The sequence below is a fragment of the Sporosarcina sp. ANT_H38 genome, assembly GCF_008369195.1.
GTDB lineage: Bacteria > Bacillota > Bacilli > Bacillales_A > Planococcaceae > Sporosarcina.
This window is the reverse complement of the sequence record NZ_VOBC01000001.1, coordinates 1,612,900-1,637,305: the sequence shown is the minus strand read 5'-3', so window position 1 is coordinate 1,637,305 and position 24,406 is coordinate 1,612,900. Positions and strand designations below refer to the sequence as shown.

25 protein-coding genes are annotated in these 24,406 nt (G+C 41.7%); 22 read left to right on the top strand and 3 right to left on the bottom strand.

Annotation, left to right across the window (positions count from 1 at the left end; all coding sequences use genetic code 11):
• Nucleotide 1 precedes the first annotated feature (1 nt).
• The 7 genes from FQ087_RS07760 to FQ087_RS07730 all read left to right on the top strand — a co-directional run bounded on the left by FQ087_RS07760 (nt 2) and on the right by FQ087_RS07730 (nt 4,769).
• Nucleotides 2-553, top strand: a complete 552-nt coding sequence (locus FQ087_RS07760; RefSeq protein ID WP_149579898.1) for a ReoY family proteolytic degradation factor — start codon at nt 2-4, stop codon at nt 551-553.
• Nucleotides 554-610: 57 nt separating this feature from the next.
• A complete protein-coding gene (locus FQ087_RS07755; RefSeq protein ID WP_149579897.1) occupies nt 611-1,060 on the top strand; it encodes a DUF2487 family protein in 450 nt (149 codons plus the stop codon).
• A 148-nt stretch (nt 1,061-1,208) separates the two neighbouring features.
• The gene (locus FQ087_RS07750) at nt 1,209-1,712 is read left to right on the top strand and encodes a QcrA and Rieske domain-containing protein (protein ID WP_188006671.1); all 504 of its coding nucleotides are present in this window, start codon (nt 1,209-1,211) and stop codon (nt 1,710-1,712) included.
• Nucleotides 1,713-1,735: 23 nt separating this feature from the next.
• Nucleotides 1,736-2,410 (top strand): menaquinol-cytochrome c reductase cytochrome b subunit, encoded by a 675-nt coding sequence (gene qcrB / locus FQ087_RS07745; RefSeq protein ID WP_149579895.1) that lies wholly within the window; start codon nt 1,736-1,738, stop codon nt 2,408-2,410.
• Between the two features lie 41 nt (nt 2,411-2,451).
• A complete protein-coding gene (locus FQ087_RS07740) occupies nt 2,452-3,219 on the top strand; it encodes a menaquinol-cytochrome c reductase cytochrome b/c subunit (RefSeq protein ID WP_149579894.1) in 768 nt (255 codons plus the stop codon).
• Nucleotides 3,220-3,429: 210 nt separating this feature from the next.
• On the top strand, nt 3,430-4,029 hold the full coding sequence (lhaT, locus tag FQ087_RS07735; protein ID WP_149579893.1) for a lipoprotein heptaprenylglyceryl N-acetyltransferase LhaT: 600 nt from the start codon (nt 3,430-3,432) through the stop codon (nt 4,027-4,029).
• Between the two features lie 71 nt (nt 4,030-4,100).
• On the top strand, nt 4,101-4,769 hold the full coding sequence (locus tag FQ087_RS07730; protein ID WP_149579892.1) for a zinc metallopeptidase: 669 nt from the start codon (nt 4,101-4,103) through the stop codon (nt 4,767-4,769).
• 459 nt (nt 4,770-5,228) lie between these two features.
• Here FQ087_RS07730 and FQ087_RS07725 read toward each other — a convergent pair whose 3' ends face one another.
• Entirely contained in the window at nt 5,229-6,101 is an 873-nt protein-coding gene (locus tag FQ087_RS07725; protein ID WP_149579891.1) for a YitT family protein, read from the bottom strand.
• A gap of 106 nt (nt 6,102-6,207) precedes the next feature.
• Between FQ087_RS07725 and FQ087_RS07720 the strand changes: the two genes are divergently transcribed.
• From FQ087_RS07720 to FQ087_RS07650, 15 genes are all read left to right on the top strand, one after another.
• On the top strand, nt 6,208-6,546 hold the full coding sequence (locus tag FQ087_RS07720) for a nucleotide pyrophosphohydrolase (RefSeq protein ID WP_149579890.1): 339 nt from the start codon (nt 6,208-6,210) through the stop codon (nt 6,544-6,546).
• Nucleotides 6,543-7,343, top strand: a complete 801-nt coding sequence (gene dapB / locus FQ087_RS07715; protein WP_149579889.1) for a 4-hydroxy-tetrahydrodipicolinate reductase — start codon at nt 6,543-6,545, stop codon at nt 7,341-7,343. Before FQ087_RS07720 ends, dapB begins: the two co-directional genes overlap by 4 nt.
• Before the next feature lie 42 nt (nt 7,344-7,385).
• Entirely contained in the window at nt 7,386-8,516 is a 1,131-nt protein-coding gene (gene bshA / locus FQ087_RS07710; protein WP_255452175.1) for an N-acetyl-alpha-D-glucosaminyl L-malate synthase BshA, read from the top strand.
• Nucleotides 8,516-9,706, top strand: coding sequence for a CCA tRNA nucleotidyltransferase (locus FQ087_RS07705; RefSeq protein WP_149579888.1), 1,191 nt, complete (start codon nt 8,516-8,518; stop codon nt 9,704-9,706). Before bshA ends, FQ087_RS07705 begins: the two co-directional genes overlap by 1 nt.
• Nucleotides 9,684-10,667, top strand: a complete 984-nt coding sequence (locus FQ087_RS07700) for a biotin--[acetyl-CoA-carboxylase] ligase (RefSeq protein ID WP_149579887.1) — start codon at nt 9,684-9,686, stop codon at nt 10,665-10,667. The genes FQ087_RS07705 and FQ087_RS07700 overlap by 23 nt, the downstream gene beginning before the upstream one ends.
• Nucleotides 10,668-10,900: 233 nt before the next feature.
• Nucleotides 10,901-11,746 (top strand): 3-methyl-2-oxobutanoate hydroxymethyltransferase, encoded by an 846-nt coding sequence (panB, locus tag FQ087_RS07695; RefSeq protein WP_149579886.1) that lies wholly within the window; start codon nt 10,901-10,903, stop codon nt 11,744-11,746.
• Between the two features lie 10 nt (nt 11,747-11,756).
• A complete protein-coding gene (panC, locus tag FQ087_RS07690) occupies nt 11,757-12,635 on the top strand; it encodes a pantoate--beta-alanine ligase (protein ID WP_149580801.1) in 879 nt (292 codons plus the stop codon).
• Nucleotides 12,610-12,990 (top strand): aspartate 1-decarboxylase, encoded by a 381-nt coding sequence (panD, locus tag FQ087_RS07685; RefSeq protein ID WP_149579885.1) that lies wholly within the window; start codon nt 12,610-12,612, stop codon nt 12,988-12,990. Before panC ends, panD begins: the two co-directional genes overlap by 26 nt.
• 146 nt (nt 12,991-13,136) lie before the next feature.
• Nucleotides 13,137-15,914, top strand: coding sequence for an ATP-dependent DNA helicase DinG (gene dinG, locus FQ087_RS07680; RefSeq protein WP_149579884.1), 2,778 nt, complete (start codon nt 13,137-13,139; stop codon nt 15,912-15,914).
• 68 nt (nt 15,915-15,982) lie between these two features.
• Nucleotides 15,983-16,462 (top strand): cell wall elongation regulator TseB-like domain-containing protein, encoded by a 480-nt coding sequence (locus tag FQ087_RS07675; protein WP_149579883.1) that lies wholly within the window; start codon nt 15,983-15,985, stop codon nt 16,460-16,462.
• Between the two features lie 13 nt (nt 16,463-16,475).
• Nucleotides 16,476-17,669, top strand: coding sequence for a pyridoxal phosphate-dependent aminotransferase (locus FQ087_RS07670; protein WP_255452174.1), 1,194 nt, complete (start codon nt 16,476-16,478; stop codon nt 17,667-17,669).
• 89 nt (nt 17,670-17,758) lie between these two features.
• Nucleotides 17,759-19,054, top strand: coding sequence for an asparagine--tRNA ligase (gene asnS, locus FQ087_RS07665; RefSeq protein ID WP_149579882.1), 1,296 nt, complete (start codon nt 17,759-17,761; stop codon nt 19,052-19,054).
• 28 nt (nt 19,055-19,082) lie between these two features.
• Entirely contained in the window at nt 19,083-19,796 is a 714-nt protein-coding gene (locus FQ087_RS07660) for a DnaD domain-containing protein (RefSeq protein ID WP_149579881.1), read from the top strand.
• 10 nt (nt 19,797-19,806) lie between these two features.
• Nucleotides 19,807-20,457 (top strand): endonuclease III, encoded by a 651-nt coding sequence (gene nth, locus FQ087_RS07655; protein WP_149579880.1) that lies wholly within the window; start codon nt 19,807-19,809, stop codon nt 20,455-20,457.
• Entirely contained in the window at nt 20,450-20,797 is a 348-nt protein-coding gene (locus FQ087_RS07650) for a YpoC family protein (RefSeq protein WP_149579879.1), read from the top strand. The genes nth and FQ087_RS07650 overlap by 8 nt, the downstream gene beginning before the upstream one ends.
• Nucleotides 20,798-21,002: 205 nt before the next feature.
• Here FQ087_RS07650 and FQ087_RS07645 read toward each other — a convergent pair whose 3' ends face one another.
• Together FQ087_RS07645 and recU are read right to left on the bottom strand one after the other, a co-directional pair.
• Nucleotides 21,003-23,681, bottom strand: coding sequence for a transglycosylase domain-containing protein (locus tag FQ087_RS07645; protein WP_149579878.1), 2,679 nt, complete (start codon nt 23,679-23,681; stop codon nt 21,003-21,005).
• Complete coding sequence (recU, locus tag FQ087_RS07640; protein ID WP_149579877.1) at nt 23,678-24,313, bottom strand: Holliday junction resolvase RecU; 636 nt, start codon at nt 24,311-24,313, stop codon at nt 23,678-23,680. Before recU ends, FQ087_RS07645 begins: the two co-directional genes overlap by 4 nt.
• Between the last annotated feature and the right edge of the window lie 93 nt (nt 24,314-24,406).

The window sequence follows — 24,406 nt, the reverse complement described above, 5'->3', positions numbered from 1 at the left end:
CATGACGGCCATGATTCCTGTCGCTGCTAAAAAGGACTTTGTGCGATGGTTCTTAAAGCGGTACAAATTGAAGCGCCGTGAATGTGTGTGGATTTTGAATTACCTTCTAAGCCATGAACAACTTCTGCAAAACGTTCACTTTACGGATGAAGCACATTACTGTCCAAGGGCTATGGTAATGTCAACAACGGGTTCAGAGAGTATTCCATTTCGCTTTTACAAAGGGAATTTAATGACCGCAGATGCCGAAAAATCATTTCATGACTTGAGACTTCACCCCGATGATAAGATGTATATACAACTTAATTTTTCGAACAGCCATACTTGCCCGGAATATGCAAGTGTTCGTGAGGAAAATCCTTTTCTTCCGGATTATTTACAAGTAAGTGAAGGTGATCGAGAAATCGCTGAGCAATTGCTGGAGGAAAGTGTTGCTTTGATGAATGTTGATATGCTTATGAAAAGTGTTGATGAAGCCCTTGACACAAATGACAAGGAACGGTTTATTGTATTATCTGCACTGTTGAATGACATGAAAGTATCGAAGAATTAATGACTCCACCCAATTTGGTGGAGTCCTTTACTGATTTTTCAAGGAGGTAATTTTGCAATGAATTGGACTGCACACGATATGAATACATATTTGCAACAGAAAGAATATATCGATACACTTATAATTCCTCTGCTTAGAGTAGAGACTGAACCGGGGCACATGAAAAATAGTGCTTCTTCTTCCGAGTTTTTGATGCATCTCACGACGTTCATCGAAACGCAGTTCAAAGGGCGCATCATGCTTATGCCTCCGTTCGCATATACAAAGTCGATGGATTTGATAGAATTAGCAGCAACATTGTCCGGCGATCTTTCGATGTCACCATTCAAACACGTATTTTACTTGACGACTGATTCTGCGTGGACAAGTATTAAAATAGACGGCGAAGTGATCTGGCTTCCATCTATCCCGCTTGAAAATATGGAGCCTCAATTAAGGAAAACAATTATCGAGGATCAACTTCGACAAGTTTTACCGCGCTTCATGGAAAAATGGTCGGAACAATAAAATTCGATAATTGTTCACAAACTTACATCCGTACAGAAAGTGGGATTGAATTTCCTTTAGTATTGATATATCATAGATATGTCCTAGTATTACAATTAGCAAAAGAATGTCCGTTTGGACTGACCTTTAAGTAAGAGGAGGGAAAATAATGAGCAAGAAAGTGTCAAGACGCCAATTCATGAGTTATACACTTATGGGTGTTGGTGGATTCATGGCATCAGGAATGTTGATGCCAATGGTTCGTTTTGCAATCGACCCAGTTTTGCAGAAGACAGGTGAAGGAGACTTCATCCCGACTCCGCAAAAAGTGGACGAGCTAACGGAAACGCCAGTTCGTGTCGATTTCACTATCAAAGATCGAAAAGATGCCTGGTATAAATCTGACGTGTCAAACACTGCTTGGGTTTATAAAGAAGGCGATACGGTCATCGCGCTTTCTCCTGTCTGTAAACACCTTGGTTGTACGGTAAACTGGGGCGGCGATGAAAAGCATCCAGATCAATATTTCTGTCCATGCCACGCGGGACGTTATATGAAAAATGGTGACAACGTAAAAGGAACTCCACCACTCGGACCACTTGATGAATTTGACGTTAAAGTCGAAGACGGATTCGTGTATCTTGGAAAAACAAAACCGAACACATTAGTTTAAAAATGTAAGGGGGTACGACCGAAGTGCTAAATAAAATTTATGATTGGGTTGACGAACGGTTGGATATCACCCCGATTTGGCGCGATATCGCTGACCACGAAGTACCTGAGCACGTAAACCCTGCACATCACTTTTCTGCATTCATCTATTGTTTCGGAGGACTGACATTCTTTATCACTGTCATCCAGATTCTTTCTGGTATGTTCCTTACGATGTATTACACACCGGACATTGAAAATGCATGGAAATCCGTTTATTACCTTCAAAATGAAGTAGCATTCGGTGAAATTGTGCGTGGGATGCATCACTGGGGAGCGTCACTTGTTATCGTTATGATGTTCTTACATACGCTGCGTGTATTCTTTACTGGCTCTTATAAAAAACCACGTGAACTTAACTGGGTTGTCGGAGTACTGATCTTTATGGTTATGCTCGGCCTTGGTTTTACTGGTTATCTACTACCATGGGATATGAAAGCATTGTTCGCTACGAAAGTAGGAATTGAAATTGCGGCATCAGTCCCGTTCATCGGTGAATCAATTAAAGTGCTCCTTGCAGGAGATACAACGATTCTCGGTGCACAAACATTAACACGATTCTTCGCCATTCACGTATTCTTCTTACCAGCTGCTTTGCTTGGGTTGCTTGCAGCACATTTTATCATGATCAGAAGACAAGGTATTTCAGGACCGCTATAAGAGTTACTGGCGTCCAACGATTTTAAAAAGGAGGGGACATTATGCAACGCGGAAAAGGGATGAAATTTGTCGGAGATTCGCGCATTAAGGCTACGAACAAGATGCCGAACGTCCCGAAAGATTATTCAGAATATCCGGGTAAAACGGAAGCTTTCTGGCCTAACTTCCTCTTGAAGGAATGGTTGATTGGTGCAGTTTTCCTTATTGGATATTTAATATTGACAGTTGCTCATCCGTCCCCGCTTGAACGTCAAGCGGATCCGACAGATACGATGTATATGCCAGTTCCAGACTGGTATTTCCTATCTATGTATCAATTGTTGAAGTATCAGTTTGCTTCAGGACCGTATAATATTATTGGTGCTATTATCATGCCAGGTCTTGCAATGGGTGCCCTAATGCTTGTTCCATTTATGGATACAACGAAGGAGCGCCGAGCAATTAAACGTCCGCTTCCGACTGCATTCATGCTTCTTTCATTCGCAGCTTTGTTCTACCTAACTTGGGAGTCATATGTGAACCATGATTGGGAAAAACAGAAAATACAAGGTGCGATTGTCGAAGAAGTAGAATTCGATACCGAATCTGAAGGTTATCAAATCTATGCTGGGGCGAGCTGTATTGGTTGTCACGGTGATGCGTTCCAGGGTGGTCTTGGTAAGCCTTTAGTAAATACAGGTCTTAGTGCTGCTGATATTGTGAAAATTGCTCACGACGGACAAGGTGACATGCCTCCTGGTACATGGGAAGGTTCAGATGAAGATTTACAAGTACTTGCCGAGTTTATAGAAGGCTTGAAAAGCGAGTAATGAAAAAGAGTCAGGAAACTGACTCTTTTTTTGTATAGATATGTTCATGCATTTAATTTTGAATCCGGTACGCATTTGTACGCAGAGCAGGCGCATTACAATGTCCAGCAATTGGATATCGAGTAGCCAAAGCTCTAAGAATGGAAACGGCATTCAATGGAATAATTCGTTAGACCTGTATACATATTAATCTATTTTGGAGAGGTGCCCATGGATTTTTTCATTCAGAAGATTTGGCTTGTCCTTTCTCATAAATCATTTCTTTGGATTCTGTTATTTATTAACTTGAGCGGCACGGTGTTCGGCTATGATTGGTATATGTGGCAACTTGAAATCACAGAGCCGAAGTTTTGGATTTTTGTGCCGGACAGTCCTACGGCTAGCTTATTCTTCACACTTGCCATTATTGGCTGGCTAATCGGTAGGAACTTTAAGCTAATCGAAGCGCTCGCACTTATAACACTTGTTAAATACGGGCTTTGGGCGGTCGTCATGAATCTATTGACGCTTGTCGAGACGGGTTCAATTGGCTGGATGGGCTGGATGCTTATCGGCTCACATTTTGCGATGGCGCTACAGGCAGTATTGTACAGTCGGTTGTATAGGTTTTCACTCATTCATATTGCAATTGCGGCGGTTTGGACACTTCATAATGACGTTATAGATTACGTCTACGTTCAGATGCCGATCTATTATGACTTAATGAAAAATATGGATCACATCGGTTATTTCACATTTTGGTTATCGATTGCCTGCATTTTACTTGCTTATTGGGTATGGAAGAAGAGGTCGAACACTGTTATATGGTAATAGTAAATAGTTGCGGATGAAGTGATACCGCTATAGAATAGGTCATATAGAGAAAAGGGAGGAAGCTGACTATGTTCTGGATTTACTTGGGTGCAATTATACTATTGCCGCTTTATGCCCAATTCAAAGTGAAGAGCACATACAAAAGGTACTCTAAAGTGCGTTCTACATCTGGAATGACAGGTGCGGAGGTCGCGCGGCTTATCCTTGACCAAAATGGATTGCAAGATGTGCAAGTGGTTGAAAGCCGAGGATTTCTGAGTGATCATTATAACCCGCTTACGAAAATTGTTGCATTATCAACACATAATTTCCATGAGGCATCTGTCGCAGGTACAGCTATTGCAGCTCACGAAGTTGGACATGCGATTCAAGATAAGGAAGCCTATTCATTTCTTCGTTTCCGTCACCGTTTAGCACCAGTTGCGAATATCACTTCCAATGCATCTTGGATTTTCATTATGATTGGTATGATTTTCTCAAGCATGAATTCCTTGCTTGGAATCGGTATCGCGCTACTAGCAGTGGGAGTTCTGTTTCAAGTTGTTACATTGCCGGTTGAGTTTAACGCATCTACACGTGCGATGAATGAGATCGTCTCACTTGGAATTATCCGTAATGAAGAAGAAAAAAGTGCGAAAAAAGTATTGAGCGCAGCGGCAATGACTTATGTCGCAGCAACTGCTGTTGCAGTGCTTGAACTGGTTCGTCTTATCCTTATTTTTAGGAGCAGAGACTAAGTAGAATTTAAAAAATCCGTCCTCATATTTTTGAGGAACGGATTTTTTTTCGGTTATATTTAAAAGCACTTCTGTTGATTAACCACTTTCTTACATAAAGCACCTGTAAGAAAAGCAGAAAAGTCTATAGTTGCACTTATACATCTCCAGCTAGCTTGGACAAAATAATCACATCTACTTTATCGCGGATTAAATGTGGCTGGAAATGCAGTACATTCCTCCTTGGTCAACCTGTTGCGACTATCTGTCCGTCGTGTACCTACGCAGCAATAAATCCCGATAATTGTATAGTAGTTGTTCAGTACAAAACCCAAAAGCAGTTATACATAGGACATCTAATTTATTAACACAAAAAAGCAGTCATTTACTGGTTAACTTTGGTTAATTAACACATGTGATTTTAAAGATAAGAAATTATGCGTTATCTCTTGAAGCAGTGTCTAGTCGCCAGCGCTTTTTTCAACGTTCAAGCGGCCGTTTTTGTTCATCTAGCGTAAAACCTTCCCCCATAACGTCATGGACATCGGTGAGTGAAACGAAGGCGTGCGGATCGACTGACGTAATGATGTTTTTTAAACGGACAATTTCATTTCTTCCGACGACACAATAGAGAATTTCTCGATCAGATTTAGTGAAGTGACCGTACCCTCTAAAGACCGTCACACCGCGTTCCATTTCTTCAGTGATTTTCGTTGCGATCTCGTCTTGGCTTTCAGAGATGATGAAAGCGCCTCTAGCTGCGTATGCGCCTTCTTGGACGAAGTCGATGACGCGTGCACCGACAAACAGTGCAACAAGCGTGTACATCATCGAGCGGTGGTCCAGATAGACTGCCCAGGAAACGAGGATGACAAGCGCGTCGAAGAGAAACATTGTTTTTCCCATACTCCAACCGATGTATTTGTGCGCCAAACGTGCGATAATATCTACACCGCCAGTTGTTCCACCGTATCTAAAGATTATGCCGAGCCCAATGCCAATAAACACTCCCGCGAACAAAGCCACAAGGAACATATCGTCTTTCAGATGGATATCAATCTGATAAATCATGAAGACTTTAAGGAAGACAGACACTGCCACTGTTCCGATGACCGTATAGACAAACACTTTTTTCCCTAATAGCTTCCAGCCAATAATGAACATTGGAATGTTTAGGATAAGGTTCATAATTGCTGGATCCCACTTGAAAGCGAACAGGAGTATCAATGTAATTCCTGTAAAACCACCTTCGGCGAGTTCGTTTTGAATATTAAAATGGACGAGCCCAAAACTGAAAATTGCAGCACCAAGAATGATGAAAAAGATATTTTTGAATTTGATCCCGACGAACATTTAGTGCACACCTTTCTTTTTGTAGCGATAGAACTATTATCAGCTATAATATTTATTTTGACAATAGTGTTATTAATTTATACGATGGTAAAGGGAGTTGACACAAATGGAGCAATCGCAGACGATGGAAAAGCTACAACAAGAAGTAGATTTTTACATAAATGGTTTTAAAGAAGGTTACTTCCCTCCGATGGAATTGGTCGCTAGGTTGACTGAAGAGCTTGGAGAATTGTCAAGAGAGGTACAGCATGTATACGGCATGAAAAAGAAAAAATCGACTGAAGCGATAAAATCACTAGAAGAAGAAACAGGAGATCTGCTATTTGTTCTTATTTGTTTCGCTAACTCACAGGGGATTAACTTAGACAAAGCACTTTTAAACGTTCTTAAGAAGTTCAAAGAACGGGATGCCGACCGCTGGACTAAAAAGGAGGAAATGATTTGACTATAAAAGTTGCAATTGCAGGAGCACGTGGCCGATTGGGAAGCGCGGCGTTAACCGCAATTATGAGTGCACCAAATATGAAAGTTGTTGCTGCCCTTGATTACAAGTATGAAGGGCAGTATTTACATGAAACGGAAGTAAATAATATGCCAGGTGGAATACCTATTTATACATCTCTTGAGAATCTAGCTGCTGCGAACAAGCCTGACGTTATGCTGGATTTGACAGATCCGAATGCCGTTTTTAGAAATGTACATGACGCGTTATCGCTTGGAATACGTCCTGTGGTTGGTACATCAGGACTCTCAATGGATAATATTGCTTTGTTGACAGAACTGGCTGCTAAAAATCAGGTTGGAGGAATCATCGCACCAAATTTTTCGATTGGAGCAGTGTTGATGATGAAGTTTTCTGCCATAGCAGCACGCTATTTAGACAATGTCGAAATACTGGAAATGCATCATGACAAAAAAGTCGATGCACCATCAGGCACAGCGGTAAAGACTGCTGAAATGATAAAAGCCGTTAGAGAATCACATAAACAAGGACACCCAGATGAACAAGAACATCAAGTAGGAGCACGCGGTGCGGATTTCGACGGTATGAAAATACATAGCATCCGACTGCCTGGCTTACTCGCGCATCAGCAAGTGTTACTCGGAGGCGAAGGGGAGTTACTAACTATCCGTCACGACTCTTTCGATCGAAGTTCATTTATGCCGGGGATTCTCATGGCAATACACAATGTAATGGAACGACAAGACCTTGTTTACGGGCTTGAAAATATCATTGACTAATACTGAAAACTTATTACTGTAAATCGAAAGGGGGTCTTGTGATTGGAAAAATTGAAAGTCGGTGTAATTTGCTACCCGTCACTCGGAGGCTCCGGAGTCGTAGCAACTGAACTTGGAAAAATGATGGCAGATAGAGGCCATGAAATGCATTACATTACATCGAGTAAGCCGTTCCGTTTTTTGGACGTACATCCAAATATTCAATTCCATGAAGTGAAAATAGATGGCTACGCCGTTTTTAAATATCCGCCTTATGACATTGCGCTTGCCAATCGTATTGCGGAAGTGATTGAAACGGAAAAACTTGACCTTCTTCATGTCCATTATGCCGTACCACACGCCGTATCGGCTGCACTTGGAAAAGATATGGCGAATTCGACGATTGGTGTTATTACGACGTTGCATGGAACAGATGTAACAATTCTTGGACATGATCCGGGACTACGCAATACAGTGCGCTATGGAATCGATAAATCCACTATTACTACAGCTGTTTCTGAATCACTTCGACTAGAAACATTGGAATTGATTGAGCCGAAGAAAGAATTAGTAACGATATATAATTTCATCGATGAAAACAAATACTATCCGGTAGATGCTGGAACACTGAAAAGTGATTTTGGGATTAAGCCGGATGAAAAAGTGATTATCCATATTTCGAATTTTAGGAAAGTGAAACGAATTCCCGATATTATTGAAAGTTTTAGGGGAGTATTAAAAGAAATCGATGCAAAATTACTTCTTGTCGGGGATGGGCCTGAAAAAATGGAGATGGAAGCGCTTGTTTTTGAATTAGGAATAGAGCAGAATGTTATTTTTACTGGAAAAAGGGATGACTTACCTGAACTGCTAGCCATCAGTGATGTCATGTTTCATTTGTCAGAAACAGAGGCGTTCGGCCTTGTTCTGCTGGAAGCGCTTGCTTGCGGATTACCTTCAGTTGCGACAAATGTCGGTGGAATTCCGGAGGTTATTGAAGATGGTTACAACGGTTTTCTTGTCCAAGTTGGCGACATTTATGGGGCAACGGAAAAAGCATTGCTATTATTGAAAGACGATAAACTACGTATGACACTCAGGGAAAATGGTCTGGCAACAGCTGCTGACAAGTTCCATTCATCAACAATCGTCAATCAGTATGAAAAACTTTATTACGAAGTGGCGGGAAAATAATGATTTCATTATTCGGAACTGCGCCGAGCCGCGAAGTTATCCGTACCCTTGAAAATGCGGGATTTGAAGCTGTTTTTGTCGGAGGTGCAGTAAGAGATTACCTATTGGGCAAAACGGCGACTGATATTGATATTGCAACTTCTGCAGAGCCTGAAGAAGTAAAAGCAATATTTCCGCAAACTGTGGATTTAGGTTCAGCCCATGGTACGGTCCTTGTGCTGATGAACGGTGAACCGATTGAAGTAACTACTTTCAGGACAGAAGGCACGTATACAGATCATCGTCGACCGGATGAAGTGCGTTTCGTCAAATCGTTAAAAGAAGATTTGCGCCGACGTGATTTCACCATGAATGCGCTTGCTATGACAAAAGACGGTGAATTAATCGATTTGTTCGGTGGTAAGGTGGACATGGCTGATCGTATCATTAGAGCTGTAGGAAACGCAGCAGATCGATTCAATGAGGACGCTCTTCGTATGTTCAGAGCTATCCGTTTTACAGCTGTCCTCGGTTTCAATATCGAAGAACAAACATTTAAAGCAATAAGTGATAATGCCGGGCAAATTCGTTACGTATCTGTAGAGCGCCTAAAAGCTGAAATGGACAAATTGTTTGCAAGTGCCAATCCCATGAAAGCGTTTCACAGCATACAAAATACAGGATTAAATTTACATCTTCCTCTTTTTCCAGAAGACAATGAAAAACTCAATCGGACTGTGCCATTCGAATCGGCACTTGAAGGTTGGGCTTGTTTTATGATTGCAGGAAACTTCTCGGCGTCTGATGTTGCCAGGGCGTACAAATTATCGAATGTCGAAAAGTTATTTCTCTCATCAGTAAAAGAGGCATATACGAACCGGCTGGCTTGTCAATTTACGATTGATGAGTATTACCAATATGATTTGGCTGTTCTGTTTACAACGGAAAAGCTGTTTCGTTCGATGCTCGATAATGTCGAAACAATTTCGTGTACAGAAATTAGACAGATGAAACAGTCATTACCGATTCAGTCCATAGCAGATCTTGCTGTAGACGGAAAAAAACTGATGGAGTGGACAAGTCAAAAAGGCGGCAGATGGATCGGTGAATGGATAAGTGAAATCGAAAAAGCCGTTCTGTATAGGACATGTGAAAATAATTCAAATGACATAAAGGAATGGTTTCTATATGAATTCAATCGTGAAAAATGAATTGTTGAAAAGACTGTTCGAGGCGGAAGGTGAACCCGTCTCCGGACAAGAAATTGCTGATCAATTCGGATTATCGAGGACTGCCATTTGGAAATACGTTAAAGAAATCGAAAAAGATGGCTACGTGATTGGGACGATTCGGAAAAAAGGGTATTATCTCATCGAATCACCAGATCGGGTTAACGAAGCAAATATCCAAAAACAGTTAACGACAAAAAGGTATGGGCGAAATATCCACTATTTCGAGACTTGTACGTCGACACAGATCATCGCACATGATGAAGAGCAGAACGGCGCTTTGGATGGAACTGTCATTATCTCAGAAGAACAGACGTCAGGAAGAGGACGGATGGCACGCGCTTGGAGTTCCACGGCAGGCAAGGGCATTTGGATGAGTGTGATTGCCCGCCCGGCGTTAACACCGCAACAAGCGCCGCAGATGACGTTAGTTGCAGCGGTCGCCGTAACACGTGCAATTCAGGAAATAACCGGAATTGAACCGGATATTAAATGGCCGAATGATATTCTGGTCAAAGGCAAAAAAGTGACCGGGATTTTAACTGAGCTGCAAGCAGACCCCGATCAAGTAAAGGCAATCATTTTAGGAATTGGCATAAATGTTAACCAGGATCAAGCGGATTTTCCTGATGAACTGCACGGCATAGCGACATCACTTAAATTGCTCACGGGTAAACCAGTCGATCGCGCACAATTGATCGCAAAAACGCTTGAATTTCTCGAAATATACACTGACCTCTATGTGAAACATGGCTTCGGTCCCATCAAGATACTATGGGAAGGTTTTTCCAATACAACTGGCAAACGTATTCGGGCGGTTATGTTCAATGAAACGATTGTAGGAATAGCACTCGGTATTTCTGAAGAAGGTGTACTGGAACTTAAGCTTGACGACGGGACAATCCGAGGTATTTATTCTGCAGACATCGAACTTTCAAATTGATCGCTATACATATAACTTCCAATTTGTTATAGTAGTTTCGAAGGGCGGTATCTAGTGTGAGCTGCACCTTTTGGAAACTTTTGGGAATTTAAAATTCAATATGATCTGCCTTGATCTTTAGTAAAAGACAGGGACGGAGGAAACCATCACAAGATGATACAACCCTTCTGTCCATTTTTGGCGCAGAAGGGTTTTTATATCCGGTTTCTTCTCAAAGAGAGGGGAATAATAATTTGAAAAGCACAGTTGATTTTATCAAAATGAAAAAGGCAAACGAAAAGATTGTCATGTTGACGGCTTATGATTATCCGTCTGCAAAACTTGCGGAAGATGCGGGAGTCGATATTATTCTCGTGGGAGACTCACTAGGCATGGTCGTCCTTGGCTATGATTCGACGATTGCGGTCACGACGGATGACATGATCCATCATGGTAGCGCGACTAGAAGAGGGGCAAAGGAGACGTTTGTTGTTGTTGACATGCCATTCGGTTCATATCATGGCAGCGCAGACAGAACGTTAACTGATGCTATCCGTATTTTTCAACAAACAGGTGCTAATGCATTAAAGCTTGAGGGAGCAGGGAACGTGGTTGATACGATTCGTCTCCTAACAGGAACAGGAATTCCGATTGTGGCACATCTTGGTCTATTACCTCAGTCTGCATCCGTTGACGGCGGATATAAAGTACAAGGGAAGACGGCGCAAGCGGCTCAACAACTTATTGATGATGCACGTGCTTGTGAAGCTGCAGGAGCCTTTATGGTTGTCTTGGAATGTATTCCTTATCAGCTAGGCGAACAGGTTTCTGCAGCAGTATCAATACCAGTTATTGGCATTGGTGCAGGAGCAGGAACGGACGGTCAAGTGCTTGTATACCATGACACTGTGAAGTATGGCAGTCATCACGTCCCGAAATTTGTTGAGACGTTTGCGGATGTCGGAACAGTTATTCATGAGGGTTTGATAAAGTATGTGGCTGCAGTGAAAGATGGTTCATTCCCGGCCGAACGTCATCGTTTTACGATGAAAGAAGAAGAATTAACAGCGTTATACGGAGGCAATAAGGATGACAATTGAAATGGCGAAAATGACAGTCGTTCATTCGATTGAGGCCCTGCACGGCATGATTGATCGTAACAATCGCGAAGGCCGTACAGTCGGTTTCGTGCCAACAATGGGTTTTTTACATGAAGGCCACTTAACGCTTGTAGAGCAGGCAAGAGAGCATAATGATATGGTTGTCATGAGCATTTTTGTTAATCCAGCTCAGTTTGGCCCTGGAGAGGATTTTGAAGCCTATCCGCGTGATGCAGAACGTGATGCAAGTCTGGCTAAAGAGGCAGGTGTAGACATTTTATTCATGCCGACACCTGAAGAAATGTACCCGCAAGACGGTGGTGTCCGTATCTTGCCAGGGCCTCAGTCAAAAGTTCTATGCGGAGCATCTCGTCCAGGTCATTTTGATGGTGTTTTGAAAGTTGTCTTAAAGCTATTTAATATCGTTGACCCGGACCGTTCATATTTTGGCATGAAAGATGCACAGCAACTGGCGATTATTGAGACATTTATTCGTGACTATAATTTAAGAACGTCAATTGTTCGGGTACCCATTGTTCGCGAGCAAGATGGTCTTGCGAAAAGTTCTAGAAATGTCAATCTTACCGAGAAGGAACGTGCAGAGGCACCAGTCATCCAGCAAGCACTTAAAAAAGGTGTATTGTTGTTTAATGCAGGTGTCTCTGTGGATGAAATTGAACGTGAAATCGCTGCATACATTACAGAAAACAGTTCAGGCATAATGGATTATGTTTCGCTACTTTCATATCCTGAGCTTACACACTATGAAAAATTGTCCAATGAAGTGATTCTTGCATGTGCAGTGAAATTCGGTAAAACGAGATTGATCGATAACACTATTATGTCAATAAAGGATGGTTATCATGTTCAGAATGATGATGAACAGTAAATTACACCGAGCAACTGTAACAGAAGCAGACCTTAATTATGTAGGAAGCATTACGATCGATAGTGATCTGTTAGATGCTGCTGGTATGTACCCGAATGAGAAGGTACATGTGGTAAACAACAACAACGGTGCACGCTTTGAAACGTATATCATAGCAGGAGAGCGCGGAAGTGGTGTCATCTGTGTAAACGGTGCTGCCGCACGTCTGGTACAGCGCGGGGATATTGTTATTATTCTGTCATACATCTATATGACTGATGAAGAAGCACGTATGCATGAACCAACTGTTCTTATTATGGATGATAAAAACGAAGTAAAAGAAATTATTCGAGAAAAACAGGGTATGACACTCTAATTTATGGGCTTATTTGGAATCAGAACACTTGATTTCAAATGAGCTTTTTATGTTTTTATATCCATATGTATGGGCTTTGTACCGACTTGAAAGCTGGAATGTGATACAATCTGCAGTAGAATGTTAAACAGGAAGTTGATGATCGAATGCAAAATAAAACATATGCGGTCGTCGATCTGGAAACGACCGGTCATTCACCAGCTAAAGGGGATCGGATGATTCAAATCGCGATTGTGTTTATAAAAAATGGAGAGATTGGGGAAAAGTATGTCCGTTTTGTAAACCCAGGACAAAAAATACCTACTTTTATCCGTCAATTAACATCTATTTCCGATGCTGATGTGAAAGATGCACCTTTTTTTGATGAAATTGCAGCAGAAGTCGCCACTCTTTTGGAAGGGACGGTTTTCATTGCACATAATACTGATTTTGATTTGTCATTCCTTCAGAGCGAGTTCGCAAGATGTGGTATTGCTAAATGGACTGGAAAGAAAATCGACACAGTTGAACTGTCTAAAATTTTGATTCCTTCCGCTCCAAGCTACAGATTGCAGGATATTACTGAAGAACTAGGCATACAACTTGGATCTGCCCATCGCGCGGATGATGATGCAGAGGCGACTGCAAAGCTGTTTCTTATTTGCATGGACAAATTGCATACATTACCAGAGGATACGCTGAACCTTTTGCACCGTAGATCGTTTAAGTTGAAATCTGATCTTTCGACACTTTTCTACGAAGCACTAAAATTGGCACGGACGAAAAGAAGTAGCTCGAACTTTTCATTTTTCCGTGGAATCCCCTATCGAAATATGTCGCTTGTAATGGGTAATCACATTGATCACCCGGTTTATCCTTTTGACGATCAGGAGAAAACAGTTCAATTGAAAAAAGCCTATCCTAATTTCGAACGAAGGGAATCGCAGTTCGGGTTTATGGATACAGTGTGGAATGCATTGTCCGGACAAACTGAAATGATTGCAGAAGTGCCGACTGGAATCGGAAAAACCATGGCCTATCTCTTGCCAGCAGCTATTCATTCAATTGCGACAGGAAAACCTGTAGTTATCAGCACATACACCAATCACCTCGCTGATAAAATCATGGAAGAAGAACTTCGTAAAGCACGAATAATACTTGGATCTGATGTGACGGCTACCGTATTGAAAGGCAGAGAACAATACATTTCACTTGGTAAATTCGAGGAACTACTACGAATTGCTGATGAGTCTTATGATGAAACGTTTGCCATCATGCAAACCCTCGTCTGGCTTACGGAAACCGTGTCAGGTGACCTAGAGGAATTGAATGTATCCGGCGGAGGACAGTTGTTTGTTGATCGTATTCGAAAACGTTCCAATGTGCTGGCGCATGATGAACAAGTCGCCGATTATCATTACAAGTTGCTTGAGAGATGCGGACATTCGAATTTGATCATTACAAACCATTCAATGCTCCTTTCTGATATGAATAGAGAACAAAAGATTTTCAGTTCGCTCGCTGGGCTCGTTATTGATGAGGCTCATCAATTTGTTCAAGCGGCAACATTCATGAATGAAACCGTATTTTCCTACACGAATTGGAAGTATGTCATGGGGCAAATTGCGTCTGATGCGACAGGACAACTGTTGCATCAAGTTGACAAGCTCAATACTCAATTTGGAACAGATCGATTTCGCAGTAAAGAACAGTTGGATTCTGCATTCGTGAAGTTTTTGACATTGTTCGATTATGCAGTAGCTACCTTGACTGCTTTTAACCCTGAAAAGCGCAAGAAGCAACAGGGAAACAGAATCATTTATTCATTAGCTGAACTGAACTATGGAAGAGTTGATTTTTCAAAAGTTGCTGAAGCGATGTCAGACTATATTCGTAAAGCTGAATCGTTCACAAGTGGTTTAGCGGTCCACTTTGACAATATGACTCGAAATGAACAGGCAATTCTTTCGGAATGGGATTTTTGGGTCCGTGAAATGACCATCAAAGCGGGAGAATGGGTTGAAGTCTTTGTAGATGATAATTCTGATGATTTCACGGTCTGGATGGAAAAAGATATGCGTAGTATTCCGGGAAGCCTAACTGTTATCAAACGTTCACTAGACGGATCTGAGCTGATCCGTACATTCATTAACAAGCTAAAGGATGAACAAACGGGCATTGTATGGACATCGGGAACACTTGCAATTCCGGAGAATGAGCGTTTTATCGCAAGACAGCTGGGTATTGCTGATTCAGTACCACTTCTAACATTTGATGCGCCTGCTTATTTCTATGAAGGGGCGGAGGTATTCATCGTTAACGATATGCCTGATATTCAGCAAGTCAGTCAATCGGATTATATCGAAGCCGTTACAGACGCGGTCGTTCAGACAGTCATGGCGACTGGTGGAAGGCTCTTCGTCTTGTTTACTTCACAAGATATGCTCAGAAAAACCTATGACCTAATTACAGAAAGTCAACAGTTAGAAGACTATGCACTGTTTGCGCAAGGAATCAGTTCAGGAAGTCGGATCAGATTATTGAAGTCTTTCAGGCAGTTTACTAATTCCGTCCTATTTGGAACGAACAGTTTTTGGGAAGGTGTTGACGTACCTGGAGATGCATTGGCTGCAGTTATCGTCGTCAGGTTGCCATTTTCATCCCCAGAAGAACCGGTTTACAAAGCGAAAGCTGCCAAGTTATTGGATTCTGGACTAAATCCATTCACCGAGCACGCATTACCAGAAGCGGTTATGCGGTTACGACAAGGTTTCGGCAGACTCATACGTTCATCTTCTGATAAAGGTTTTTTCATTATCTTAGATAGGCGGATTGAAACAAAATCATATGGCCAGCGTTTCTTGGATGCTTTTCCAAATATACCAGTGAAAAAAGTCTCACTCGAACATATGGTTAATGAACTCGAAAATTGCTATAATGAATAGGTATCTTAAAGGAAGCGAGTCATAATGATTCGAAAAACATTTTTTAGAAGTACAGGACGTGAAGATTTATGCTGAATTGGATTAAATTCATCGTCGTCTTCCTTTTAATGTTAACTTCAGTCATCACCGTCACGGTTTTATATAATGCCGATAAACCTTTTTCGTCGGCGAATAAGACGGCAATCGAATCCGCAATTCAATCAGGACAACTCGTTTCAGCAAGTTCTGCTGAGGTCTTCAATGGTACAGTTCCGACTGTAACGGTATTCGGTGTGGACGGTGATGGCAATGAAAAAGCTGTTTTTGTCGATGAAAAATCGAAAGACGGTTTTAAAGAAGTGAAGTTGACGGATGGGATTTCGGCAGAAAAGGCCGTTGCAAACGTCAAAAAAGAACTGGATGTAAAAAAAGTTCTTCATGTTAAGCTCGGGATTGAAGAAGAAGGCCCTGTTTGGGAAGTTGCATTCAAAAGTGATAACGGAAAACTGAATTATGTTTATGTGTTTTTCGAGAACGGTCAATGGTGGAAACGAATTTTGAACCTCTAAAGGAGCGATACAATTGACGAAATCATTAGCATCCAGAGTGAATACTCTTTCGCCTTCAACGACGCTTGCCATAACGGCAAAAGCGAAAGAAATGAAAGATGCCGGCATCGATGTAATCGGTCTTGGTGCAGGAGAACCTGATTATAATACACCTGCTAACATTATTGAGGCGGCGTATACATCGATGAAAGAAGGCATGACGAAATATACGCCTGCAGGTGGTCTGCCCGCGCTAAAAGATGCTATCATACAAAAGCTACAAAAAGATCAGGGATTAGACTATTCCAGAAAAGAAATCATGATTGGAATTGGTGCAAAGCATGTACTATATACTTTGTTCCAAGTTATGCTCAACCCGGACGATGAGGTTATCATCCCATCACCTTACTGGGTCAGCTATCCAGAACAAGTGAAGTTAGCAGGCGGAGTTCCAGTACATATCGAAGGGACCGCGACAGCACAATTTAAAGTGACAGCACAGCAAATTCGTGACGCGGTTACAACTAAAACAAAAGCGGTTATCATCAACTCGCCTGGTAATCCGACAGGCATGATTTACTCAAAAGAAGAACTACAGAAAATTGCCGACGTTTGTAAAGAAAAGGATATCTGGATTATTTCAGATGAAATTTACGAAAAGCTTGTATATGGTGGAGAAAAACATGTTTCCGTTGCACAGCTTTCTGATGATGCAAAAAAACGGACACTGCTCATTAATGGCGTATCCAAATCACATTCAATGACTGGCTGGCGTATTGGTTATGTTGCTGGTGATGCAGACATTGTTAAAGCGATGACAGATCTTGCAAGTCACTCGACATCAAATCCAACGACAACTTCCCAGTATGCGACAATCGAAGCCTATAACGGGCCGCAAGATACAGTTGAAACGATGCGTAAAGCTTTTGAGTCTCGTTTGGAACAAGTCTATCCGCAATTATCTGCTATTCCTGGATTTAAAATAATCAAGCCGCAAGGTGCTTTCTATCTGCTTCCAGATGTATCAGAAGCAGCTAAAAACACAGGGTTTGCGAATGTCGATGATTTCGCTGCTGCATTATTAACGACAGCAAACGTCGCTGTCATCCCTGGATCTGGTTTTGGATCTCCAAATACCATTCGGTTGTCATATGCAACATCAATCGAATTACTTGAAGAAGCAATTCGACGTATACATGCATTTGTAAAAGCAAACTGGAAAGAATAAGTGGAGCGCTGGAGTCTGGACATTCCAGTTGAAAAAATTATACTTTCATGTCTTAAAAAAAATAGATTTTTTAACTTTCGGAGGTTACTATGAAAACAATCATGATACATGAAATGCCAAACCACGCTGGCGAAACAGTTCGTATCGGTGGATGGCTCGCCAATAAACGTTCTAGCGGAAAAATTGCTTTTCTACAGCTACGTGACGGTTCAGGATTCGTCCAAGGAGTCGTAGTCAAAGAAGTTGTTGGTGAAGATATTTTTGCGAAAGCAAAATCAATGACACAAGAAAGCTCACTTTATATTACTGCGGAAGTTACGGTAGATGAGCGGTCGACATTTGGTTATGAACTACAAGTGAAAGACATTGAAGTCATCAGTGAAGCAGTCGATTATCCAATTACACCGAAAGAACACGGAACAGAGTTTTTGATGGACCACCGCCATCTGTGGCTCCGGTCACGTAAACAGCATGCTGTTATGAAAATCCGCGACGAAGTAATTCGTGCAACGTATGAGTTTTTCCACATGAATGGATTCGTTAAAGTAGATCCTCCCATATTGACAGGTTCTTCACCGGAAGGGACATCTGAACTATTTAAAACGAAATATTTTGATGAGGACGCATTCCTTTCACAATCAGGTCAGCTTTACATGGAAGCTGCAGCAATGGCACTTGGAAAAGTGTTTTCATTCGGGCCGACATTCCGTGCGGAAAAATCCAAAACTCGCCGTCACTTGATTGAGTTTTGGATGATTGAACCGGAAATGGCTTTCGTTGAGTTTGAAGAAAGCTTGGTCGTACAGGAACAGTATGTGACGCATGTTGTTCAATCAGTGCTGCAAAACTGTCCAATTGAACTAGAAAGACTTGATCGTGATTTGTCTAAGCTTGAAAAAATTCAAGCACCATTCCCGCGTATTTCTTACGATGATGCTATCAAATTCCTGAACGACAACGGTTTTGATGACATTAAATGGGGAGAAGATTTTGGAGCTCCTCATGAAACGGCAATTGCTGAAAGTTATGATATGCCAGTATTCATCACGCATTATCCAATCGGCATCAAACCGTTCTATATGCAACCGCATCCTACAAGGGACGACGTTGTCTTGTGTGCCGATTTGATCGCTCCTGAAGGGTATGGAGAGATCATCGGTGGATCTGAACGTGTTCATGACTATGAGCTGATGAAACAACGAATCAAAGAGCATAACCTTGATGAGTCTGCTTATGAATGGTATTTGGACCTTAGTAAATACGGGGCAGTACCGCATTCTGGATTTGGACTAGGACTTGAACGTACGGTTGCTTGGATTTCCGGCGTAGAACACGTGCGCGAAACGATTCCGTTCCCACGTCTTTTGAACAGATTGTACCCTTAATACCTTAATAGAAGAGAGGAGTTCGGACATGCAACACGAAGAACGGCTCCGAATTTGGATTGAGCAGGGGAATGTTAACATTTCCCAGCTCTTTTTTCACAATTATAAAAGTCTTGGAATAAAAGATTTGGATGCAATGCTGATTATGCAAATGACGGCATTCAAATCCGAGGGCAATCATTTTCCGACTCCCAATGAGTTTACAAGACGGATGGATTTGACGGAGAATGAAATATCCATGATTTTACAACGTTTAATGCAACACGGTCTACTCCGAATTGGCCAAAGTGAAGATCAAAAAGGAGTGTTACATGAAACCTTTTCATTGCAACCTTTGTGGGATCGATTAGTAGACCATATTGCGTTCGCAACGAACGAGGCTGAGGATGTGACCAATAAGAACGCGGAAGGGGAAATTTTTTCGCTGTTCGAACAAGAATTTGGACGATTCCTGTCACCAATGGAATGCGAATCAATTACGATGTGGCTTGATGATGATGGGCATACAGTCGAAATTATCCGTGCAGCATTAAAAGAAGCTGTCATCGCACAAAAATTAAGTCTCCGATATATAGATCGGATTCTTTTTGAGTGGAAAAAGAAAAATGTTAAGACCTTGTCTGATGTTGAACGTCAAACAAAGTCATTCAGGACAGTAGGAACACGGCCGTCACAGCAACCAGAAAACACTGTTTCGGTAAAACGTGTACCTTTCTATAACTGGTTGGAAGAACGGGATTAGGTGGGAGTAAATGCTGACAAAAAAACAATGGGAATTTTGCCTCGAACAATTCGGTGAAATGTTCCCGGATGCACATTGTGAACTCGTGCATGACAATCCTTTTGAATTGACAATTGCAACGTTGCTTTCTGCCCAATGTACGGATGTTCTCGTTAATCGGGTGACGGCGGAGCTGTTTAAAAAATATAAAACGCCTGAAGATTATTTGGCGGTTGATATCGAAGAATTACAGGCGGATATCAGATCGATTGGATTATTCCGCAATAAGGCAAAAAATATTCAAGCCCTAAGTCAAATGCTTATTGATAACTATGGCGGGGAAGTACCTGCTAATCGGGACGTCATGATGACTTTGCCGGGCGTAGGACGAAAAACAGCGAACGTTGTCGTATCGAATGCATTTGGCATACCTGCCATTGCCATAGATACACATCTAGAACGTGTATCGAAGCGACTTGGTATGAACAGGTGGAAAGATTCAGTTCTAGCTGTTGAAGAGAAAATTATGCGCTGGACACCAATGGAAAAATGGACAGATACTCATCACCAAATCATTTTTTTCGGGAGGTACCACTGCAAAGCGCAAAATCCTGGATGTACTGTGTGTCCACTCCTGCCTTTGTGCAGGGAAGGGAAGAAAAGGATGAAAGCAAATGCCTAGTGAATCGAACCGTATTAATAAGGAGTTACTGGCACCCTATTTTAAGCAATGGGAAACAGTGCGTGAACAGATTGAAGCTTTATATAGCCAAAATGACATTCAAGCAGTCGAGTTGATGAATATGGCAATTGAGAATTATAGTGAGTTACTTGAGCAAGGTGGTAAAGTGTTAGATGACCGTAAAAACAAGGTTGTTTATATATTGCTTCCATTAAACGGCGATGAACGTTTCCAATTTGTGAAAGATAAAATATCAAGTCATTACGCTCATATTCAACTAGATGCACTCTTTACAGAAACAAAAAAGAAAGTTGCAAGACTTTCGATACAGAGGAAATGATAAGTCTATGCGCCTGTACCACTCCTCACAGAAGCCTTGAAGTTAAAAATTCTTTGCTTTTATCAGCAAGACTGTAGCAACGCGAGTGGTTAGGCGCTGGAACATGAACAATGAAAAGCGTCTGGAGCTAAACATTATAAAAAAGAAGAACCCCGAATGCCTATAGGCATTCGGGGTTCTTCTTTTTAGATTTTGGAAAGGGGAGTTACGGGGGGCCACCAGTACCATCTTCAGTGGTGGACCCGTCTGTTCCGGTACCTGGTTCTGTTGGAACCGTAGTATCGGTGCCATCATCTGGATTAGTACCATCATTCCCATCGTTTCCGTCGTTGCCATTGTTTCCATCATTACCATTGTTTCCGTTATTACCATTGTTACCATCGTTTCCGTTATTACCATTGTTACCGTCGTTTCCGTTATTTCCGTTATTACCATTATTGCCATCGTTCCAGTCTCCGTCTTCAGGATTTTCGGTTTCAATTCCTTCTTCAGGTTCAGGGACTTCTTCGATAACTTCTTCAATTTGGACTGTTGTTGTTGCTGGACTGCTTTCTAGGTATTCAAGCTTTGCAATGACGGAGAACGTATATGTCCGGCCTGCTTCGGCTCCTTCGAAAGTGACTGTCGTGTCTGTCGTTGTTGTCATTTCTTGCAATTCACCGCCATCAGCGCCCACTAACACCGTGAACTCTACATCGCCTGCAATAGCTTCAGAAACTGGAGCATTATGGGACCAGTTTAAACCAATAGAACTCGTTTCCGCATTATATTGGGCAGTCAAACCATTAGGTGCATCAAGTTCAATAATCTCTTCTTCAGCGACCTCTGTGGGAGCAGTTCCTCTGACGAATAGTTCTGTGCGCTTCTTATTACTTGGTGTCGTTCGACTAGCAAGAACGAGTGGATTTGAACCGTATTCAATTGTGGCTTCCTCGACGGAGCCAGGTTTTTGAAATTGAGCGGTATCTTTTCCGGCAGAAATATCACTCATAACCATGTTGAACAGATTCTGAGGGACATATCTTCCTTTATCGAATGTGGTGATAGGTGTTGCATTTGTCTCATAACCACCCCATGTGGCAATTGTATAATCAGTTGTATATCCGGCAAACCATGTATCAGGAACATCTGAATTTTTCAGGCCGTTCTTCGAAATTGTTTCAGATGAATAGTTTGTGGTCCCGGTTTTTCCAGCAATATCTAGACCAGCAATATTTGCTTTCGTTCCTGTACCAGAGGTTAATACATCTCTTAAAATATCCGTTACCATATAAGCTGTAGAATCTTTCATGACCGTTTTAGGGTCCTTTGTCATTTTGCGTTTTTTTCCATCTCTAAAAACTATTTCCTTTATAGCGTGCGGTTCTGTGTAAATGCCACCGTTACCGAATGCTGAATAGGCGCCAGCTATCTCTAGTGTAGAAAAGTCTTCACCTCCGCCAAGTGAATCGGAAGAATACAATTTATCATATGAAAGTCCAAGCCCCTTCGCAAAAGCACCTGCCTTCTCACTTCCGACTTCTTCAAATACTTTAACTGCAGGGATGTTGCGAGATTTATATAACGCTTCTCGAATTGTCATTGTACCTTGGTATTTTCCGTCAACGTTCTGAATGGCTTTATTTGTCCCTTTATAGTTGTAAGGCTCATCTACAACTGTTTTTCCAGTTGACCAGCTAAGATTCTCGATGGCTGGACCGTAAGAGAGAATCGGCTTAATAACTGATCCGGGTTGGCGTTTTTGGTCTGTCGCAAAATTCCAGTTAGTTCCAGAATAATTACGTCCTCCACCAACTGCAACGATTGCACCGGTTTTAGTATCCAAGACCGTCATACCTGCTTGCATTTCTGCTGATTCGTATAAATCATCTGTATTCAGTGCTTTCTCAACAGATTGTTGAGCTGCAGGATCCAGATTCGTTTGGATTTTTATGCCTTCAGAAAGCAAGTGTGACATACCTTCCTCTTCTAATTCTGATAAAACGAGATCGACATAAGCTGGATATTTTGTATTCGTAACCTGTCTTTTATCATCCGCGAGCAGCGTACCTGTTACTGGCATCGCCTGAGCCGCTTCCATTTCTGCTTTTGTGATCTTGTCATGTTGGTACATAAGCCCAAGAACGACATTGCGTCGTTTTTTAGCACGTGCTGGATTTTTGTATGGATTGTAACCGTTTGGACTTTGCGGAAGTCCTGCTAACATAGCGACTTCGTGTAGTTCAAGTTCCTTAAGATCTTTGCCATAGAAATATTTGGAAGCTGTTCCGAATCCGTAGTTACTTCCGGACATCAAAATTTTATTGAAGTACATTTCAAAAATTTCTTCTTTTTCATACTTACGTTCGAGCTGGAAAGCGAGCCAGGCTTCTTGGGCTTTCCTTTTTAACGTTTTCTCGTCTGATAGGAATGAGTTTTTAATGACCTGTTGAGTGAGTGTACTCGCTCCCTGTGAACCGAAACCACTTCTGAAGTTCGCAATAACTGCACCGCCTAGTCGCCAGAAGTCCATCCCTTTGTGGGAATAGAAGCGGACGTCTTCAGTTGCAAGAATTGCATCTTGCATCAGGTCTGGTATGTCAGCGTAGGGTACAAACTCTCTTTTTTCAACGCCGGATTTCATAAAGACATCGCCGTTTATATCAAGAAATTCAGAAGATAAGGGGTCTTTCAATAGGTTTTCATCGAGATCAGGTGCTGAACTAGCATAAAAAGTGAATAGGCCTGCACCACCAATTAGAATTGCAACACCGATGGCAACTACTGCAAGAATTATCTTCTTAATGATACTTTTACCATTATTCGTCTTTTTACTCTTTTTCTTTGTACGTTCTGCCTCAATTGTTTTTCGTCGTGCAGCTCTTGAATTTATATTATCACTCATACTTCTTCCTGCCTTTCAGTTGCATTGTAAGATGTAGTTAACATGGTGGACACCGATTGTAAATAATCGAGTCTTGGATTGAAACTTGGTGAAATTTCCATGGCCATAGCCTCAAATTCTATAAGTGTAATTGATTTTCTACCGCCCGTTTTCATTCTCTCCCAATATTTCTCGAAGTTTTCATATGGGACAATGAAGTAACGTTCAAGCGAAGTGAATTTCACGATAAAGAACACGATTCCATCTTGCACCGACACGGATTTCATATGTTCCACCTGATGGTCATGAATATTTTGCAATGGAAAAGATGTCTCACTCTTCGTTTCTTTTGCCTCGAAATCGATATACTTACCTTTCCATACCCCGTTAAAGTCAGTTGTAGACGGTGTCCGGAAATAAGCTTCTGTTATGACAGCGGCGCTTCTCGCCGGATAATTTACGTTTACAACTTGGATTGGCACGGGTTTCTTATGGATGACAGCGATGCCACGACTCAAATAGAACTCATTCGTTTCATTCAATTCATCTTCCAAAGATTTCCCCCGATTGCTGAATGAAAGATCGATTTTTTTTTGAATGCCTATTTTCTGAATGGGTACATATTTCTTGCCGTTCGGATAGCGTATTGTCATAGATACCACCTCGCATCTCAGTATCATACCATAACCATTGGACGGAATAGGGTTTGGAAAGTTGCAAGTTGGTGAACATGCTTCTACAGTGTT

Coding starts and splice junctions, on each gene's coding strand:
- FQ087_RS07730 (WP_149579892.1), top strand. CDS start 4,101: ATGTTCTGGATTTACTTGGGTGCAATTATACTATTGCCGCTTTATGCC.
- asnS (WP_149579882.1), top strand. CDS start 17,759: ATGAAAACAATCATGATACATGAAATGCCAAACCACGCTGGCGAAACA.
- FQ087_RS07700 (WP_149579887.1), top strand. CDS start 9,684: ATGAATTCAATCGTGAAAAATGAATTGTTGAAAAGACTGTTCGAGGCG.
- FQ087_RS07675 (WP_149579883.1), top strand. CDS start 15,983: ATGCTGAATTGGATTAAATTCATCGTCGTCTTCCTTTTAATGTTAACT.
- recU (WP_149579877.1), bottom strand. CDS start 24,313: ATGACAATACGCTATCCGAACGGCAAGAAATATGTACCCATTCAGAAA.
- FQ087_RS07650 (WP_149579879.1), top strand. CDS start 20,450: ATGCCTAGTGAATCGAACCGTATTAATAAGGAGTTACTGGCACCCTAT.
- dinG (WP_149579884.1), top strand. CDS start 13,137: ATGCAAAATAAAACATATGCGGTCGTCGATCTGGAAACGACCGGTCAT.
- FQ087_RS07760 (WP_149579898.1), top strand. CDS start 2: ATGACGGCCATGATTCCTGTCGCTGCTAAAAAGGACTTTGTGCGATGG.
- FQ087_RS07740 (WP_149579894.1), top strand. CDS start 2,452: ATGCAACGCGGAAAAGGGATGAAATTTGTCGGAGATTCGCGCATTAAG.
- panD (WP_149579885.1), top strand. CDS start 12,610: ATGTTCAGAATGATGATGAACAGTAAATTACACCGAGCAACTGTAACA.
- FQ087_RS07725 (WP_149579891.1), bottom strand. CDS start 6,101: ATGTTCGTCGGGATCAAATTCAAAAATATCTTTTTCATCATTCTTGGT.
- FQ087_RS07750 (WP_188006671.1), top strand. CDS start 1,209: ATGAGCAAGAAAGTGTCAAGACGCCAATTCATGAGTTATACACTTATG.
- FQ087_RS07755 (WP_149579897.1), top strand. CDS start 611: ATGAATTGGACTGCACACGATATGAATACATATTTGCAACAGAAAGAA.
- nth (WP_149579880.1), top strand. CDS start 19,807: ATGCTGACAAAAAAACAATGGGAATTTTGCCTCGAACAATTCGGTGAA.
- FQ087_RS07645 (WP_149579878.1), bottom strand. CDS start 23,681: ATGAGTGATAATATAAATTCAAGAGCTGCACGACGAAAAACAATTGAG.
- FQ087_RS07705 (WP_149579888.1), top strand. CDS start 8,516: ATGATTTCATTATTCGGAACTGCGCCGAGCCGCGAAGTTATCCGTACC.
- FQ087_RS07660 (WP_149579881.1), top strand. CDS start 19,083: ATGCAACACGAAGAACGGCTCCGAATTTGGATTGAGCAGGGGAATGTT.
- panC (WP_149580801.1), top strand. CDS start 11,757: ATGACAGTCGTTCATTCGATTGAGGCCCTGCACGGCATGATTGATCGT.
- FQ087_RS07720 (WP_149579890.1), top strand. CDS start 6,208: ATGGAGCAATCGCAGACGATGGAAAAGCTACAACAAGAAGTAGATTTT.
- lhaT (WP_149579893.1), top strand. CDS start 3,430: ATGGATTTTTTCATTCAGAAGATTTGGCTTGTCCTTTCTCATAAATCA.